Annotated in this window: 15 protein-coding genes and 1 pseudogene; 7 read left to right on the forward strand and 9 right to left on the reverse strand. The window is 72.5% G+C overall.

Annotated elements, in window-relative coordinates; translation table 11 throughout:
• Positions 1–110 precede the first annotated feature (110 nt).
• Together ACIBBD_RS21440 and serB are read left to right on the forward strand one after the other, a co-directional pair.
• Positions 111–2,012 (forward strand): annotated as a pseudogene (locus tag ACIBBD_RS21440) (streptophobe family protein); the annotation flags it as partial.
• Between the two features lie 764 nt (positions 2,013–2,776).
• The gene (gene serB / locus ACIBBD_RS21445; RefSeq protein WP_391643732.1) at positions 2,777–3,988 is read left to right on the forward strand and encodes a phosphoserine phosphatase SerB; all 1,212 of its coding nucleotides are present in this window, start codon (positions 2,777–2,779) and stop codon (positions 3,986–3,988) included.
• Positions 3,989–4,069: 81 nt separating this feature from the next.
• Here serB and ACIBBD_RS21450 read toward each other — a convergent pair whose 3' ends face one another.
• From ACIBBD_RS21450 to ACIBBD_RS21465, 4 genes are all read right to left on the reverse strand, one after another.
• Positions 4,070–4,588 carry a SixA phosphatase family protein gene (locus ACIBBD_RS21450; protein ID WP_399421057.1) on the reverse strand — a complete coding sequence of 173 codons (519 nt, stop codon included), beginning with the start codon at positions 4,586–4,588 and terminating at the stop codon, positions 4,070–4,072.
• 106 nt (positions 4,589–4,694) lie between these two features.
• Complete coding sequence (locus ACIBBD_RS21455) at positions 4,695–4,904, reverse strand: hypothetical protein (RefSeq protein WP_399421058.1); 210 nt, start codon at positions 4,902–4,904, stop codon at positions 4,695–4,697.
• Positions 4,905–5,075: 171 nt separating this feature from the next.
• Positions 5,076–5,192 (reverse strand): SGM_5486 family transporter-associated protein, encoded by a 117-nt coding sequence (locus ACIBBD_RS21460; RefSeq protein ID WP_399421059.1) that lies wholly within the window; start codon positions 5,190–5,192, stop codon positions 5,076–5,078.
• A 17-nt stretch (positions 5,193–5,209) separates the two neighbouring features.
• Complete coding sequence (locus ACIBBD_RS21465; RefSeq protein ID WP_399421060.1) at positions 5,210–6,574, reverse strand: CynX/NimT family MFS transporter; 1,365 nt, start codon at positions 6,572–6,574, stop codon at positions 5,210–5,212.
• 70 nt (positions 6,575–6,644) lie between these two features.
• Between ACIBBD_RS21465 and ACIBBD_RS21470 the strand changes: the two genes are divergently transcribed.
• On the forward strand, positions 6,645–7,334 hold the full coding sequence (locus tag ACIBBD_RS21470) for a FadR/GntR family transcriptional regulator (protein WP_399421061.1): 690 nt from the start codon (positions 6,645–6,647) through the stop codon (positions 7,332–7,334).
• Here ACIBBD_RS21470 and ACIBBD_RS21475 read toward each other — a convergent pair.
• From ACIBBD_RS21475 to ACIBBD_RS21490, 4 genes are all read right to left on the reverse strand, one after another.
• A complete protein-coding gene (locus ACIBBD_RS21475) occupies positions 7,315–7,665 on the reverse strand; it encodes a hypothetical protein (protein WP_399421062.1) in 351 nt (116 codons plus the stop codon). The two genes, ACIBBD_RS21470 and ACIBBD_RS21475, sit on opposite strands and share 20 nt — an antisense overlap.
• A 163-nt stretch (positions 7,666–7,828) precedes the next feature.
• Positions 7,829–8,596 carry an enoyl-ACP reductase FabI gene (gene fabI, locus ACIBBD_RS21480; protein ID WP_399421063.1) on the reverse strand — a complete coding sequence of 256 codons (768 nt, stop codon included), beginning with the start codon at positions 8,594–8,596 and terminating at the stop codon, positions 7,829–7,831.
• A gap of 5 nt (positions 8,597–8,601) precedes the next feature.
• Positions 8,602–9,321, reverse strand: coding sequence for a 3-oxoacyl-[acyl-carrier-protein] reductase (gene fabG, locus ACIBBD_RS21485; RefSeq protein WP_399421065.1), 720 nt, complete (start codon positions 9,319–9,321; stop codon positions 8,602–8,604).
• A 139-nt stretch (positions 9,322–9,460) separates the two neighbouring features.
• Positions 9,461–9,661, reverse strand: a complete 201-nt coding sequence (locus ACIBBD_RS21490) for a hypothetical protein (RefSeq protein ID WP_399421066.1) — start codon at positions 9,659–9,661, stop codon at positions 9,461–9,463.
• A gap of 65 nt (positions 9,662–9,726) precedes the next feature.
• Here ACIBBD_RS21490 and ACIBBD_RS21495 point away from each other — a divergent pair, with 65 nt between their 5' ends.
• Genes ACIBBD_RS21495 through tyrS form a run of 3 tightly spaced genes read left to right on the forward strand, consistent with a single transcriptional unit; the run spans position 9,727 to position 13,996 of the window.
• Entirely contained in the window at positions 9,727–11,283 is a 1,557-nt protein-coding gene (locus tag ACIBBD_RS21495) for a TldD/PmbA family protein (RefSeq protein WP_399421067.1), read from the forward strand.
• Positions 11,280–12,683, forward strand: a complete 1,404-nt coding sequence (locus tag ACIBBD_RS21500) for a metallopeptidase TldD-related protein (RefSeq protein WP_399421068.1) — start codon at positions 11,280–11,282, stop codon at positions 12,681–12,683. Before ACIBBD_RS21495 ends, ACIBBD_RS21500 begins: the two co-directional genes overlap by 4 nt.
• Before the next feature lie 44 nt (positions 12,684–12,727).
• Complete coding sequence (gene tyrS, locus ACIBBD_RS21505) at positions 12,728–13,996, forward strand: tyrosine--tRNA ligase (protein WP_399421069.1); 1,269 nt, start codon at positions 12,728–12,730, stop codon at positions 13,994–13,996.
• A 159-nt stretch (positions 13,997–14,155) separates the two neighbouring features.
• Here tyrS and ACIBBD_RS21510 read toward each other — a convergent pair whose 3' ends face one another.
• Positions 14,156–14,440, reverse strand: coding sequence for a GlsB/YeaQ/YmgE family stress response membrane protein (locus ACIBBD_RS21510; RefSeq protein WP_399421070.1), 285 nt, complete (start codon positions 14,438–14,440; stop codon positions 14,156–14,158).
• 202 nt (positions 14,441–14,642) lie between these two features.
• On the opposite strand from ACIBBD_RS21510, the gene ACIBBD_RS21515 reads away from it, so the two are divergent.
• The gene (locus ACIBBD_RS21515) at positions 14,643–15,050 is read left to right on the forward strand and encodes a DUF3099 domain-containing protein (protein ID WP_399421071.1); all 408 of its coding nucleotides are present in this window, start codon (positions 14,643–14,645) and stop codon (positions 15,048–15,050) included.
• Positions 15,051–15,226 lie beyond the last annotated feature (176 nt).

Raw genomic sequence — 15,226 nt, forward strand, 5'->3', positions numbered from 1 at the left:
GGCCGTTGCCGTTGACGGGGTTGAAACCGGGCCGGAGAGTGGTAAACGCACGCGAGGGGGGACGGAAGCGGCGATCTTCGCCGTTCCGCGCCGCGGATCGGGGGGTCTGCATGAGTTCCGGCACGGGTGTCGGGTCCGTCGGGAGCGCGGAGTACGGCGGGGGCGTGCCGTGGGCGGATGTGCTGCTGTCCGCGATCGCCGCGGTGAGCTGGGCGTTGATAGGAATGGCGGGGACCGCGGCGCTCGGGCTGCATCTGCTGGAGGCGGACGCGGGAGGCTCGTTGGGCCCGATGACGGCGGCGGTGGTGGCGCTCGGGGCGGGTGGTTCGGTGACGCCGTCGGGCGACGTGTCGGCGTTCGGCCTCACGGGCGCGGCAGGGAACACCGCCATCGAGATCACGCCACTGGGCGTGGGCCTGGTCGGGGCGCTGCTGCTGTCGTGGTTCTTCCTGCGGTCCCTGCGTACGGCGGGAGTTGTGGTCGCGCCCGCCGAACTCCTCGCGCGCGGGGGCACGGTGGTCGCGTTGTTCGTGGCGACACTGGGCGGGCTGGCCTGGGCGGGGCACGACGTCATCACGATCGACGGTGGGGCACTGGGCCTCGACGACCTGCCCGACGGGGACGGTGGGGGCGGCGGTGCGGGGTTCCCCGTGCCGGGCGGCCTCAAGGACATCGACGGGCTGCTGCCGGACCGGATCGGGGACCTGGTGGACGCGCGGGCGGCCGTGGGTTTCACCGTCGACACGGCCCCGACGCTGCTCGGTGGGCTGTTCTGGTCGGCGGGGGTCCTGCTGATCGCCCTGCTGGCCTCGCGCCGTACACCGCTGCCGCGCGGGTGGGGGGCCGTGCACCGGGTGGTGCGGCCCGCCGTGTCCGCCGTCGTCACCGTGCTGCTGGTGGCCGTCGCGGCCGGGTTCGCCGCGGCCGCGTACGCGGCGATCGGCGACGACCATCCGAGGCGGATCGCGGGGGCGGCGCTGCTCGGCGCGCCGAACGGGGTCTGGCTGGGCGTCGGCATCGGCCTGTTCGTGCCGTGGGACGGCCGGGCCACGGGCCTTCCGACGCACTTCCTGCCGCATCCGATGGACGACTTGCTGGGCGTTCCGGGCGAGCACTCGGTGACGCTGGCACGGCTCGCCGGACTCGACGGCCGGGTGTGGCTGTTGGGGGTCGCCGCGGCCTTGATGACGCTGTCGGCGGGGGTGTTGGTGGCCGTACGGACGCCTGTCGGCGGGGTGCGGGGTCCGTCCGTCCCCGGCTTCGTCGGGTGGTGCGCGCTGCGGCTGGGGGTGGTCACCGCGGTGACGCTGCCGCTGCTCGCCCGACTGACGGACGTGTCCGTGGACGCCTCCCTGTCGGTGCTCGGGTTCGACGCGTTCGAGGCCGGGATCGAGCTGCACGGGCACCTCGGTATGGCCGTGCTGCTCGGCGCCGCGTGGGGCGCGGGGGCGGGCGCCGCCGGCGCGCTGCTGGCCTGCGCGACCGGGGCGGCGGGCGGCCGGGCGGCGCCGTTGGCACTGGGTGACAGCGGGGTACGCGCGGCGCGGGGCGAAGGCGACTGGCGGACGGGGGCGGGGACTTGGGGGGTCGGCGGGGGTGCCGGTGCGGCCGGTGCCGGGGGTGCCGGTGCCGGCGGGAGTGCCGGTGCGGCCGGTGCCGGGGGTGCCGGTGCCGGCGGGAGTGCCGGTGCGGCCGGTGCCGGAGGTGCCGGCGGCGGTTCGGATGTGGCTGCGGCTGCGGGGCAGGGGGCCTATGGGGAGGGCCGGGGTGTGGTGGCGGGGCCGCCGCCGTACGGGGAGGGCCGGGGCCCGGCAGCCGGGAGGGCCGGCGAGGGCTCGGGCGATGCGTCCTTGCCGGACGGCGGACGCACATCGGCGGGGCCTTCCGTCGGGGGAGTCGGGCATCCGTCGTCCGGGGACGACCGGTCCGGGCCGTACGCGCCGAGTACGCCGTACCGGCCGCCCAACCCTGCGACCAATCCGTATCTGCGGGTGCCGGAGCACCTGAGGGAACCGGAGGACGCGCCCGGCCGGCCCGACGCGGGCCGGCCCGTGGACCCTCCGGCCGGGTCCTGGTCCGTGAGCCGCCGACCCGCACAGCCTCCCGCCGGGCGGCGACCCCGCGCGGGACGGCTCACGCCACCCCCGCCCGACTCCGAGCCCGGCACGGGCCGACCCGCGTCGCCCCCGGGCGGCTCCCGGCCAGGCGAAGGCCGCCCCCGCCCTGCAGGCCCCCAGCTCGACGAAGGCCGGCCAACACCGCCCCCACCCGACTTCCAGCCCGGCACAGGCCGACCGACGCCACCCCCGGGCGGCTCCCGGCCAGGCGAAGGCCGCCCCCGCCCCACACGCCCCCAGCCCGGCGAAGGCCGGCCAACACCACCCCCACCCCGCTCCCGGCCCGGCTCCGCAGGGCAGGGCGGGGCTTCGGACGGAGGGCCGGCGGCCGAGCCCTCCGGTGCCGGGGAGGAGCGGGGGACGGACGTGCCGCCGCCCCTGGGGGACCTGTACGACGCGCCCACGATGGTCCGGCCCGTCGGGCGGCCACCCCGGCGGCCCACCCCGCCTCCGCGTTCCGGGGAACGGTCGTCGCCGCCCTCGGACGACGGACCGCCGCCACCCCCTTCCCCACCTCCGGCCGCTCCCCCGCCGGACAGGCCGAGGAGGCCTCGCTGAGGCGTCAGGCGCGCGCCATCCGCACGTCACGCACTGTTCGGTGTCCGCTAGACGGACCTCAGCGGCGGCAGGCACTCAGTGCCGGATACGGTGGGTACACCATGAGCGCTGAGCAGACCTCGCCGACCGACGTCCCCACCCTCCTTGTCAAGATCTTCGGCAAGGACAGGCCGGGCATCACGGCCGGCCTCTTCGACACCCTCGCCGCCTACTCCGTCGACGTGGTCGACATCGAGCAGGTCGTCACCCGTGGCCGCATGGTGCTGTGCGCGCTGGTGACCGAGCCTCCGCGCGGGCTGGAGGGGGACCTGCGGTCGACCGTCCACAGCTGGGCGGAGTCGATGAAGATGCAGGCGGAGATCATCTCCGGTATCGGTGACAACCGTCCGCGTGGCCTCGGCCGCTCCCTCGTCACCGTGCTGGGGCACCCGCTGACCGCGGAGGCGACAGCCGCCGTCGCCGCCAGGATCACCAAGGTGGGCGGCAACATCGACCGTATCTTCCGGCTGGCGAAGTATCCCGTCACGGCCGTCGAGTTCGCGGTCTCCGGCGTGGAGACGGAGCCGTTGCGCACCGCCCTGGTCACGGAGGCGGCCGCGCTCGGGGTCGACGTCGCCGTCGTGGCGGCGGGCCTGCACCGGCGGGCCCAGCGGCTCGTCGTCATGGACGTCGACTCCACGCTCATCCAGGACGAGGTGATCGAGCTCTTCGCCGCCCACGCCGGCTGTGAGGAGGAGGTCGCCGAGGTGACGGCGGCGGCGATGCGGGGCGAGCTGGACTTCGAGCAGTCGCTGCACGCGCGCGTGGCGCTGCTGGAGGGGCTGGACGCGTCGGTCGTCGAGAAGGTGCGCGCGGAGGTGCGGCTGACGCCGGGCGCACGCACCCTCATCCGGACGCTGAAGCGGCTCGGCTACCAGGTGGGTGTCGTCTCCGGTGGCTTCACCCAGGTCACCGACGACCTGAAGGAGCGGCTCGGGCTCGACTTCGCCCAGGCCAACACGCTGGAGATCGTCGACGGGAAGCTGACGGGCCGGGTCACCGGGGAGATCGTGGACCGCGCGGGCAAGGCACGGCTGCTGCGCCGGTTCGCCGCGGAGGCGGGCGTACCGCTGTCGCAGACCGTGGCGATCGGTGACGGCGCCAACGACCTGGACATGCTCAACGCGGCCGGTCTCGGTGTCGCCTTCAACGCCAAGCCCGTGGTGCGCCAGGCGGCGCACACCGCGGTGAACGTGCCGTTCCTGGACACCGTGCTGTATCTGCTGGGCATCACCCGCGAAGAGGTCGAGGCCGCGGACACGCACGACGAGTAGCGGCCCGACGTCGACGACAGGCCCGGCGCCGTGGTGGCGCCGGGCCTGTCGCGTGGTGGAAGACCTACGCCCGGTGGGCGGTCACTCCGACGGGGTCCAGTAGTCGAGCAGGGTGCCCACGCCCGGCTCCAGGGACTTCCAGGAGCCGTCGAAGGACACGACGGCGAAGGCGGCGGCCGGGAAGCCACGGCGGTTCATTCGCTCCCGGGCGTCGCCCTCGTCGTTGCCGGAGAGGATGTCGGCGAGTCCCTGGATACCCGGGTTGTGGCCGACGAGGAGGATGTTGCGGACGTCGTCGGAGGTCTCGTTGAGCAGGGCGATCAGCTCGCCCGGGGAGGCCTCGTAGATCCGCTCCTCGTAGACGGTTTTCGGCCGGTGCGGGAACTCGTGGACGGCGAGCTTCCATGTCTCGCGGGTGCGGGTCGCGGTGGAACACAGGGCCAGGTCGATGGGGATACCGGTGTCGGTCAGCCTGCGTCCGGCGAGTGCGGCGTCCTGACGACCCCGCTCAGCGAGGGGCCGCTCGTGATCGGTCACCTGGGGCCAGTCGGCTTTCGCATGCCGGAAGAGGACGATCCTGCGGGGTTCTGCGACGCTCATGGCTCCCAGCTTCGCACGAAACAGGCCACGGGGCGCAGGGAGTTGACATGGGCCTTCGCCGGTGGACCGGGGTGTGAAGGGTGTGCCCGGGGCGTGATCGACACGGCTAGCGCGCGAGCAGCTGCCGCACGCGCTCGAGGAGCTGTGTGATCGCCGGGTCGCCGGCGGCCGCCTGGGCGTCGGCCGGGTTCAGTATCAGCGCGAGCAGGGTGACGAAGGCGAGGGTCGGGAGGGCGAGGGCCCACCAGGGCAGCCGGGTGCCGACGCCGCCGCCCGTGGCGACCGGGTGGGGCCGGGTGTGCGTAGGGGCCGACATGGGTGCCTCCGCTGTCCTCGAGTGGTCCGTGGTCCGCCTCGCGCGGTCACTCTTCGAAGGTACGGATCCGGCGGCCCCCAACCCATCCGGTGGTCCACCCACTTGACCCTGACCCTGACCCCCTAGGGGACAGGGGGGCTAGCCCCACCATGGCCGGCCGGGGCGGATCCGTCAGGGTGAGGCGATCGTCGCGATGACGGCGATGATCACGAAGATGAGGAGGAACGAGCCGAAGACGATCAGCATCTTCTTCTGGCCGTTCTGGGGGTTCGGATCGAGCACTGGCATGGGCTCAGTCTCGCACCTCACGGCCGCGCCGGTCGCCGCGGGGTCGGCGGGGCCACCTCGTCCTCCACGGTGCGGTCCCGCCCGGCCAGGACGCCCACGACCATCTGCGGGACCATCAGGGCCGCCATCAGCGCGAGGGGCAGCCCCCAGCCTCCGCTGTGCTGGTAGAGCACGCCCACCAGCAGCGGGCCCGGGATCGAGATCAGATAGCCGGTGCTCTGGGCGAAGGCCGACAGCTGCGCCACGCCCGCGCCGGTCCTGGCCCGCATGCCGACCATGGTGAGGGCGAGCGGGAAGGCGCAGTTGGAGACGCCGAGCAGCAGCGCCCAGGCCCAGGCGCCACCGGCGGGCGCGAGGTAGAGGCCGGCGTACCCGGCGAGGCCGCAGACGCCGAGCGTGAGCACGATCGGGCCCTGGTGCGGGAGCCGGGCCGCCACGCGCGGGATGACGAAGGCCAGCGGCACGCCCATCACCATCGTGACGGCGAGGAGGAGGCCCGCCGTGCTCGCGGCCACACCCGCGTCCCGGAAGATCTGCGCCATCCAGCCCATGGTGATGTAGGCGGCGGTGGCCTGGAGTCCGAAGAAGACGGCGAGCGCCCAGGCGGTACGGCTGCGGGTGACGCGCAGCCCGGCCGGTGGCTCCGCGGGCGCGGTGGCCTGCGCCTCGGGCGCCGCCTCCCGCGCGCGCACCAGCGGCAGCCACGGCAGTACGGCGGCCGCCGCCAGCCCCGCCCAGACCGCGAGCCCGGACTGCCAGTCGCCGCCCAGCGCCCCGGTCACGGGCACGGTGGCCGCCGCGGCGGCCGAGGTGCCGAGCGCGAGGGCCATCGAGTACAGGCCGGTCATGGAGCCGACCCGGTCGGGGAACCAGCGCTTGACGATGACCGGCATCAGGACGTTGCTGACGGCGATGCCCATGAGGGCGAGGGCGCTGGCGGCCAGGAAGCCCGCCGTACCGCCGGCGTACGGCCGCACGAGCAGGCCCGCGGTGATGGCCGCCATGCCGGCGCAGACCACCGCGCGCGGTCCGAAGCGTCGGGCGAGGCGGGGGGCCGTGACGCCGAAGACGGCGAAGCAGAGCGGGGGCACCGAGGTGAGCAGGCCGGCCACGCTGCCGCTCATGCCGAGGCCGTCGCGGACCTCTTCGAGCAGGGCGCCGAGGCTGGTGATGGCGGGGCGGAGGTTGAGGGCGGACAGCACGATGCCGACCACGAGCAGCCGTGTCGGCCACGCGCGCGTGGCCGCGCGGGTGGACGCGTCCGCCCCCTCGTCCGCCGACGGAGTCCGCGGGACCGGGGGCGTGGTCGTCCGGGGTGCTTCGGTACGGGGTGCTGCCGATGTCGTCGTCCGGGTTTCTCCGCTGGCCATGGCACCCATCATAGAATCATAGGATGATTGGCTGTCCAGGGCCGAGTGCCCCTCCCCCGGCCCGCGCGTGCGAAGGTGTGCCATGCCCCTGAGCCATCCCCGTCGCTCGGCGCTGTCCGAGCAGGTCATCGCCGAGCTGCGCGCCCAGATCACCTCGGGCGAGTGGCCGGTGGGTTCGCGCATCCCGACGGAACCCGAGCTGGTCGAGCAGCTGGGTGTCGCCCGCAACACGGTCCGCGAGGCCGTCCGCGCGCTCGCGCACAACGGTCTGCTGGACATCCGGCAGGGCTCGGGCACGTACGTCGTGGCGACCAGTGAGCTGGCGGGCGTGATGCACCGCCGCTTCGCCGACGCCGACCCCCGGCACATCGCCGAGATGCGCTCCACGCTGGAGTCCGGTGCGGCGGGGCTGGCGGCCGAGCGGCGCACGGAGAAGGACCTCAAGCAACTGGACGCGCTGCTGCTGCGGCGCGAGGAGGCGTGGGAGTCGGGCGACGCGGAGGCGTTCGTCGCTGCGGACGCGACCTTCCACCTGGCCGTGGTGGCCGCCTCCCACAACGACGTCATGACCGCGATGTACGCGGACCTCGGCGAGGTGCTGCGGGACTGGCTGCGCGAGGACGTCGGCGAGGAGCTGACGCCGGAGACGTACATGGACCACGCACGGCTGGTGGACGCGATCCGGGCCGGGGACGCGGAGCGGGCGGCCGTGGAGGCGGCGAGCTATCCGTTCCTGTGCCGGCCCGGGCGGTTCACGGCCTCCGGTGGCTGACCCAGGCCGTGGCGACCTCCTTCCAGCACCGGCCGGTCAGCCGTACGGTCATGGCGGGCCCGGCGTCGACGGGGGCGCCGTCGGTGTCGAGATCCCACCAGCGGGCGCACTCGATGTGCAGGCGCACGCGGTCGGTGTCGGCGTAGGGGTTGTGGCAGTGGGCGACGACATGGGAGCCCTGGACTGCGACACGGCACTCCGCGCCGAACGGCTCCGGCGTGGCGGTGGGTTTCGATGCCGCCACGCGCGCGTGGGGCAGGGCGTCGTACGGCAGTACGAGGACGAGGCAGACGGCGACAGTCACTGGGGCCAGGCTGCGAGACAGGCGCACAAGGGGACCTCCTCGGCCGTGCTGGGGAGGGAAACCTGCGGAACGCTTACTTCATCGTGCCTGGTGATGGCCGTCCGGCGCCCGGCCGAGTGGGCCGAACGAGTGACGCCCCGTCCCCCGCACGGGTGCGGGGGACGGGGCGTCGACGAGGACGGGGCGGGGATCAGGCGCCGATGGCGTGCAGACCGCCGTCCACGTGGATGATCTCGCCCGTGGTCTTCGGGAACCAGTCGCTCAGCAGGGCGACGACACCGCGGCCGGCCGGCTCGGGGTCCTTGAGGTCCCACTCCAGCGGGGAGCGGGAGTCCCACACGGAGGCCAGGTCGGCGAAGCCCGGGATGGACTTGGCGGCCATGGAGCCGATCGGGCCCGCCGAGATGAGGTTGCAGCGGATGTTCTGCTTGCCCAGGTCGCGCGCCATGTAGCGGCTGGTGGCCTCCAGGGCGGCCTTGGCCGGGCCCATCCAGTCGTACTGCGGCCAGGCGAACTGCGCGTCGAAGGTGAGGCCGACGACCGAGCCGCCGTTCTGCATCAGCGGCAGGCACGCCATGGTGAGCGACTTCAGGGAGTACGCCGAGACGTGCATGGCCGTGGCGACCGACTCGAACGGCGTGTTGAGGAAGTTGCCGCCGAGGGCGTCCTGCGGGGCGAACCCGATGGAGTGCACGACGCCGTCGAGGCCGCCGAGCTCCTCGCCGACGATGTCCGCGAGGCGGCCGAGGTGCTCGTCGTTGGTCACGTCGAGCTCGATGACCTTGGTGGGCTTCGGCAGCTTCCGGGCGATGCGCTCGGTCAGCGTGGGCCGCGGGAACGCGGTCAGGATGATCTCGGCACCCTGCTCCTGGGCCAGCTTGGCGGTGTGGAAGGCGATGGAGGACTCCATCAGCACACCGGTGATCAGGACGCGCTTGCCCTCGAGAATTCCGCTCATGGTGATCAGTGACCCATTCCCAGTCCGCCGTCAACGGGAATGACGGCTCCAGTGATGTACGAGGCGTCGTCCGAGGCGAGGAACCGCACCGTCGCGGCGATCTCCTCCGGCTGCGCGTACCGGCCGAGCGGGACCTGCGAGACGATGCCCGCGCGCTGCTCGTCGGTGAGCACCTTGGTCATGTCGGTGTCGACGAAGCCGGGCGCGACGACGTTGAAGGTGATGTTGCGCGAACCCAGCTCACGGGCGAGGGAACGCGCGAAGCCGACCAGGGCGGCCTTGGAGGCGGCGTAGTTCGCCTGTCCAGCGGAGCCGAGCAGCCCGACGACCGAGGAGATCAGCACGACGCGGCCCTTCTTGGCGCGCAGCATGCCGCGGTTGGCACGCTTGACGACCCGGAAGGTGCCGGTGAGGTTGGTGTCGACGACCGAGGTGAAGTCCTCCTCGGACATGCGCATCAGGAGCTGGTCCTTGGTGATGCCGGCGTTGGCGATGAGGACCTCGACGGGGCCGTGCGCGTCCTCGATCTCCTTGTAGGCCTGCTCCACCTGCTCGGGGTCGGTGATGTCGCACTTGACCGCGAGGCAGCCCAGATCCGTGAGGGCGGCCGGCGGCTCCCCCGAGCGGTACGTGATCGCGACCTTGTCGCCGGCGTCGGCGAACGCGCGGGCGATGGCGAGGCCGATGCCCCGGTTTCCTCCGGTGACGAGAACCGAGCGGCTCAACGGATCACCCTTTCGATAGGGGTCTGACACACCGCCCGAACGCTGGGTGACAGGCGGCTTCCTTCGAAACCTATCGGTCCGCCCCGGCCGGGGAACATTCGGGCACCGACAGTGGGGCAGGGGCGCTGCTGTCGGATTCCTACAGTCGTGACGTGTCACGGCCCCGTCGGGGATCGGTCGCCGTCGGTTCGGCGCACAGATCGTCGAGGCCCTCGCCCGCGAGCACCCGTCGGTGCGCCGGCCCGGTGCGCGCCTCGACCAGGGTCGTGCGGGCGGTGGAGTCCGCGCCGGGCCCGCGCGCGGTGACGGGATTTTCCCGCACTCGGGGCCGTGGGGACATGATTCACTCCCAGGAACGGTCCTCGAACGGTCTTCACAGGCGACAGCGCGAAGGGAAACCCATCCGTGCCCCATGAAATCGACCAGTCATTTCTGGCACTGCCCCTACGCGCCCTGGCCGACGCCGCGCTCGCACGCGCGCGTGCGCTGGGGGCGGAGCACGCGGACTTCCGGTTCGAGCGGGTGCGCAGCGCGTCCTGGCGGCTGAGGGACGCCAAGCCGGCCGGGTCGTCGGACACGACCGACCTCGGGTTCGCGGTGCGGGTGGTGCACGGCGGCACGTGGGGGTTCGCGTCCGGCGTGGACCTGACGATGGACGCGGCGGCCAAGGTCGCCTCGCAGGCGGTGGCGATGGCCAAGCTGTCCGCCCAGGTCATCAAGGCCGCCGGGTCCGACGTGGGGGCGCCTCCCACGCCTTTCGGGCAGTGGGGGAGGGTCGAGCTCGCCGACGAGCCGGTGCACACCGACAAGACGTGGATCTCGTCGTACGAGATCGACCCGTTCACCGTGCCCGACGAGGAGAAGTCGGCGCTGCTCGCGGACTGGAGCACACGGCTGCTCGCCGCCCAGGGGATCAACCACGTGGACGCCTCGCTGCTCACCGTCCACGAGAACAAGTTCTACGCGGACACGGCGGGGACGGTGACCACGCAGCAGCGCGTGCGGCTGCACCCGCACCTGACCGCGGTGTCGGTCGACGAGTCCAGCGGTGAGTTCGAGTCGATGCGGACGATCGCCCCGCCGGTGGGGCGGGGCTGGGAGTACCTCACGGGCACCGGCTGGGACTGGGACGACGAGCTGGAGCGCATCCCGGACCTGCTCGCCGAGAAGATGCGGGCGCCCAGCGTCGAGCCGGGGCTGTACGACCTGGTCGTGGACCCGTCCAACCTGTGGCTGACCATTCACGAGTCCATCGGGCACGCCACCGAGCTGGACCGGGCCCTCGGCTACGAGGCCGCCTACGCCGGCACGTCCTTCGCCACCTTCGACCAGCTCGGCAAGCTGCGCTACGGCTCGGACCTGATGAACGTCACCGGCGACCGCACCGCCGAGCACGGCCTGGCGACCGTCGGCTACGACGACGAGGGCGTGGAGGCGCAGTCCTGGGACCTGGTGAAGGACGGCACGCTCGTCGGCTACCAGCTGGACCGGCGGATCGCGAAGCTCACCGGGTTCGAGCGCTCCAACGGGTGCGCGTTCGCCGACTCCCCCGGTCACGTGCCGGTGCAGCGCATGGCGAACGTGTCGCTGCTGCCTGATCCGGCGGGCATGTCCACGGAGGACCTCATCGGGGGCGTCGACCGGGGCATCTACGTCGTCGGGGACCGGTCCTGGTCGATCGACATGCAGCGGTACAACTTCCAGTTCACCGGGCAGCGCTTCTTCCGCATCGAGAACGGGCGGATCACCGGCCAGCTGCGGGACGTGGCCTACCAGGCGACGACCACCGACTTCTGGGGCTCCATGGCCGCGGTCGGCGGCCCGCAGACCTACGTCCTCGGCGGCGCCTTCAACTGCGGCAAGGCCCAGCCGGGACAGGTCGCGGCCGTGTCGCACGGCTGCCCGTCGGCCCTGTTCAAGGGCGTCAACATTCTGAACACCACGCAGGAGGCCGGCCGATGAGCGCGCGCACCGACAAGGCGAACAAGCCGCACGAGGTCGTCGAGCGGGCCCTGGAGCTGTCGCGGGCCGACGGCTGTGTCGTCATCGCCGACGAGGAGTCGACCGCCAACCTGCGCTGGGCGGGCAACGCGCTCACCACCAACGGTGTGACGCGTTCGCGCACGCTCACCGTGATCGCGACGGTCGACGGCAAGGAGGGAACCGCCTCCGGGGTCGTCTCGCGGGCGGCCGTGACCGCCGACGAGCTGGAGTCGCTGGTGCGGGCCGCCGAGGCCGCCGCGCGCGGGGCCGGCCCCGCCGAGGACGCGCAGCCGCTGGTCACGGGGGTGGCGCAGTCCCCGGAGTTCACGGAGGCGCCCGCCGAGACCTCGTCCGCGGTGTTCGCCGACTTCGCGCCGTCGCTGGGCGAGGCGTTCGCACGCGCGCGTGCGGGGGGCCGCGAGCTGTACGGCTTCGCGCAGCACGCGCTGGTGTCGACGTACCTGGGCACGTCGACGGGGCTGCGGCTGCGGCACGACCAGCCGAACGGGACGCTGGAGCTCAACGCCAAGTCTCCGGACCGTACGCGCTCGGCGTGGGCGGGGCGGTCGACCCGGGACTTCAAGGACGTCGACCCGGCGTCGCTCGACGCGGAGCTCGCCGTACGCCTGGGCTGGGCCGAGCGGCGGATCGAGCTGCCCGCCGGGCGGTACGAGACGCTGTTGCCGCCGACCGCCGTCGCGGACCTGATGATCTACCAGCTGTGGTCGGCGTCGGGACGGGACGCGGCCGAGGGCCGGACGGTGTTCTCCAAGCCGGGCGGCGGCACCCGCCTCGGCGAGAAGCTGACCGAACTGCCGCTGACCCTGCGCAGCGACCCGCACGAGCCGGGTCTGGAGTCGGCTCCGTTCGTCGTCGCGCACTCCTCCGGCGGTGATCAGTCGGTCTTCGACAACGGGCTGCCGATCCGGGCCACCGAGTGGATCGACGGGGGCGAGCTGAAGCACCTCGCGACCAGCCGGCACAGCGCGGCCCTGACCGGTCTGCCGGTGGCTCCCGCGGGCGACAACCTGATCCTGGACGGCGGCGACGACCGCTCGCTGGACGAGATGGTGGCGAGCACCACGCGCGGGCTGCTGCTGACCTGTCTGTGGTACATCCGCGAGGTCGACCCGGCGACGCTGCTGCTGACCGGCCTGACCCGGGACGGCGTGTACCTCGTGGAGAACGGCGAGGTCGTCGGTGAGGTCAACAACTTCCGGTTCAACGAGTCGCCGGTCGGCCTGCTGAGCCGGGCGACGGAGGCGGGGCGCACGGAGAAGACGCTGCCCCGGGAGTGGAGCGACTGGTTCACCAGGGCCGCGATGCCGGCGCTGAGGGTGCCGGAATTCAATATGAGCTCTGTCAGCCAGGGCGTATAACCTCGTACCTGACCACGAGCCCATTCCAAGGAGATACGAGAACCGTGACGGACATCGTCGACGAGCTGAAGTGGCGGGGGCTGTTCTCCCTGTCCACTGACGAGGACGCTTTGCGCAAGGCGCTCGCGGACGGTCCCGTCACGTTCTATTGCGGCTTCGACCCGACCGCCCCGTCCCTGCACGTCGGACACCTGGTGCAGGTGCTGACCGTGCGCCGGCTCCAGCAGGCCGGGCACCGGCCGCTGGCTCTGGTCGGCGGGGCGACGGGCCTGATCGGCGACCCCCGCCCGACGGCGGAGCGCACGCTGAACGACCCGGAGACGGTCGCCGGCTGGGTCGACAGGCTGCGCGGGCAGATCGAGCCCTTCCTCTCCTTCGAGGGGGAGAACGCGGCCGTGATGGTCAACAACCTCGACTGGACGGCCGGCCTGTCCGCGATCGAGTTCCTGCGGGACATCGGCAAGCACTTCCGCGTCAACAAGATGCTGACGAAGGACTCCGTGGCCCGCCGCCTGGAGTCCGACCAGGGCATCAGCTACACCGAGTTCAGCTACCAGATCCTCCAGGGCATGGACTTCCTCCAGCTCTACCGGCGTTACGGCTGCACACTCCAGCAGGGCGGCAGCGACCAGTGGGGCAACCTCACGGCCGGCCTGGACCTGATCCACCGGCTTGAGCCGGACGCCACCGTGCACGCGCTGGCGACGCCGCTGATGACGAAGGCGGACGGCACCAAGTTCGGCAAGACCGAGGGCGGCGCCGTCTGGCTCGACCCGGAGATGACGACGCCGTACGCGTTCTACCAGTTCTGGCTGAACGTGGACGACCGGGACATCTCGAAGTACATGCGCATCCTGTCCTTCCGCTCCCGTGAGGAGCTGGAGGAGCTGGAGCGGCAGACCGAGGAGCGGCCGCAGGCGCGGGCCGCCCAGCGGGCGCTGGCCGAGGAGCTGACGACGCTGGTGCACGGCGCGGATCAGACGGCCGCCGTGATCGCCGCGTCCAGGGCGCTGTTCGGGCAGGGCGAGCTGGCCGAGCTCGACGACCGGACGCTGGCGGCGGCCCTGTCCGAGGTGCCGCACATCCGGGTCGCCGAGCTCGGACCGGTCGTGGACCTGTTCGCCGAGGTCGGCCTGGTGGCCAGCAAGTCCGCCGCGCGGCGCACGGTGAAGGAGGGCGGTGCCTACGTGAACAACGTCAAGGTCGCCGCCGAGGACGCCGTACCGGCCGAGGAGGACCTGCTGCACGGGCGGTGGCTGGTGCTGCGGCGCGGCAAGAAGAACCTGGCGGCTGTGGAGGTCACCGGGGCCTAGCCGGTCGTGATCGGCGGCCCGCCGGGTCCGCGCGCACGGGTCCCCGCGCCCCTCGGAGCGTCTGCTGCTGTCGGCGGCGTCCGCTCCGGGGGGCGCGCCGTCGTGGTGCCTGGCGTCAGGTGGTGCGGTGCCCGGGTGTGGGCGGTGCGGTGTCCGGCGTCAGGTGGTGCGGTGGTGCTTGCGCTTGCCCAGCGTCGCCATGTATAGCATGTCGCCGAAGGCCACGATGATGATCGCGGCGATCAGCTGGAAGATGTGGCGGCTCCAGTCGATGCCGGGAGTCTCGTCGACGCCGAAGCCGCGGGCGACGGCGTTGCCCACGATGGCGCCCAGGATGCCGAAGATGGTGGTCAGCCAGAGCGGACTGTGCTGCTTGCCCGGGATGACCGCCTTGGCGATCAGGCCCAGCACGAATCCCACGATGATCGCCCACAACCAGCCCATGGCTGCCTCCTCGTACGGCTCGACGTGAGCATTGCACCCAGTCTGGCGCCGTGCGCCGTACGGCGCATGTCGGGTACGGCCGTACGCGGTACGGCGCACCGGGACCGCTCGGGCGGGGGGGTGCCCCGGTCTCGAAGGCGGCCGAGGCGCGGCGTACCGTGGGTGCCGGGGAGAGTTCGATGCGGTCGGATGGTGGAACGTGATGCGGAAGCAGAGTGGCGGCGGCAACGTCCAGGTGTTCCGGATCACTGGAGCCCGGCAGGGGCTCCAGGACGACGTGCGCGGCCGGCAGCGGCGGTACGTGATCTCGATGTCGATCCGCACCCTGTCCGTGATCCTCGCGGCGGTGCTGTGGAACGTGGAGCGCCATGTGGCTGTGGTGGCGCTGGTCCTCGGGGCGGTCCTGCCCTACATCTCGGTGGTGATCGCGAACGCCGGGCGGGAGAACGCGCCGGGGCTTCCCTCGACGTTCCTGACCACGCCGGTACGGCCGATGCTCACGCCGCCGCACGCGGAGGACGGTCCGGGTGCGTCCGGGCCGGAAGAGGAGCGCTTCACGGAATCCGTCCGTACGGACGGGGAGGCCGGTCCGGCCGAGCGGCGGCCATGATCCGGCCATGAGTCGACTGTGCGCCAAGCTCAGGAAAAGCTCAGATCAATCATGCTGTTCCGGTGCCCTGGGGCTGGTTACCCGTGACATACTTCGTACGCGCTCCGCATCCCCCGTCGGAGCGACGGACCGACGCCGGGCAGCTCCCCCCGTGGCTGCTCGGCGTCGCCTTTGTC

The organism is Streptomyces sp. NPDC051315, from assembly GCF_044455165.1.
GTDB lineage: Bacteria > Actinomycetota > Actinomycetes > Streptomycetales > Streptomycetaceae > Streptomyces.

Coding starts and splice junctions, on each gene's coding strand:
- serB (WP_391643732.1), top strand. CDS start 2,777: ATGAGCGCTGAGCAGACCTCGCCGACCGACGTCCCCACCCTCCTTGTC.
- ACIBBD_RS21450 (WP_399421057.1), bottom strand. CDS start 4,588: ATGAGCGTCGCAGAACCCCGCAGGATCGTCCTCTTCCGGCATGCGAAA.
- ACIBBD_RS21455 (WP_399421058.1), bottom strand. CDS start 4,904: ATGTCGGCCCCTACGCACACCCGGCCCCACCCGGTCGCCACGGGCGGC.
- ACIBBD_RS21460 (WP_399421059.1), bottom strand. CDS start 5,192: ATGCCAGTGCTCGATCCGAACCCCCAGAACGGCCAGAAGAAGATGCTG.
- ACIBBD_RS21465 (WP_399421060.1), bottom strand. CDS start 6,574: ATGATGGGTGCCATGGCCAGCGGAGAAACCCGGACGACGACATCGGCA.
- ACIBBD_RS21470 (WP_399421061.1), top strand. CDS start 6,645: ATGCCCCTGAGCCATCCCCGTCGCTCGGCGCTGTCCGAGCAGGTCATC.
- fabI (WP_399421063.1), bottom strand. CDS start 8,596: ATGAGCGGAATTCTCGAGGGCAAGCGCGTCCTGATCACCGGTGTGCTG.
- ACIBBD_RS21490 (WP_399421066.1), bottom strand. CDS start 9,661: ATGTCCCCACGGCCCCGAGTGCGGGAAAATCCCGTCACCGCGCGCGGG.
- ACIBBD_RS21500 (WP_399421068.1), top strand. CDS start 11,280: ATGAGCGCGCGCACCGACAAGGCGAACAAGCCGCACGAGGTCGTCGAG.
- ACIBBD_RS21510 (WP_399421070.1), bottom strand. CDS start 14,440: ATGGGCTGGTTGTGGGCGATCATCGTGGGATTCGTGCTGGGCCTGATC.
- ACIBBD_RS21515 (WP_399421071.1), top strand. CDS start 14,643: ATGCGGAAGCAGAGTGGCGGCGGCAACGTCCAGGTGTTCCGGATCACT.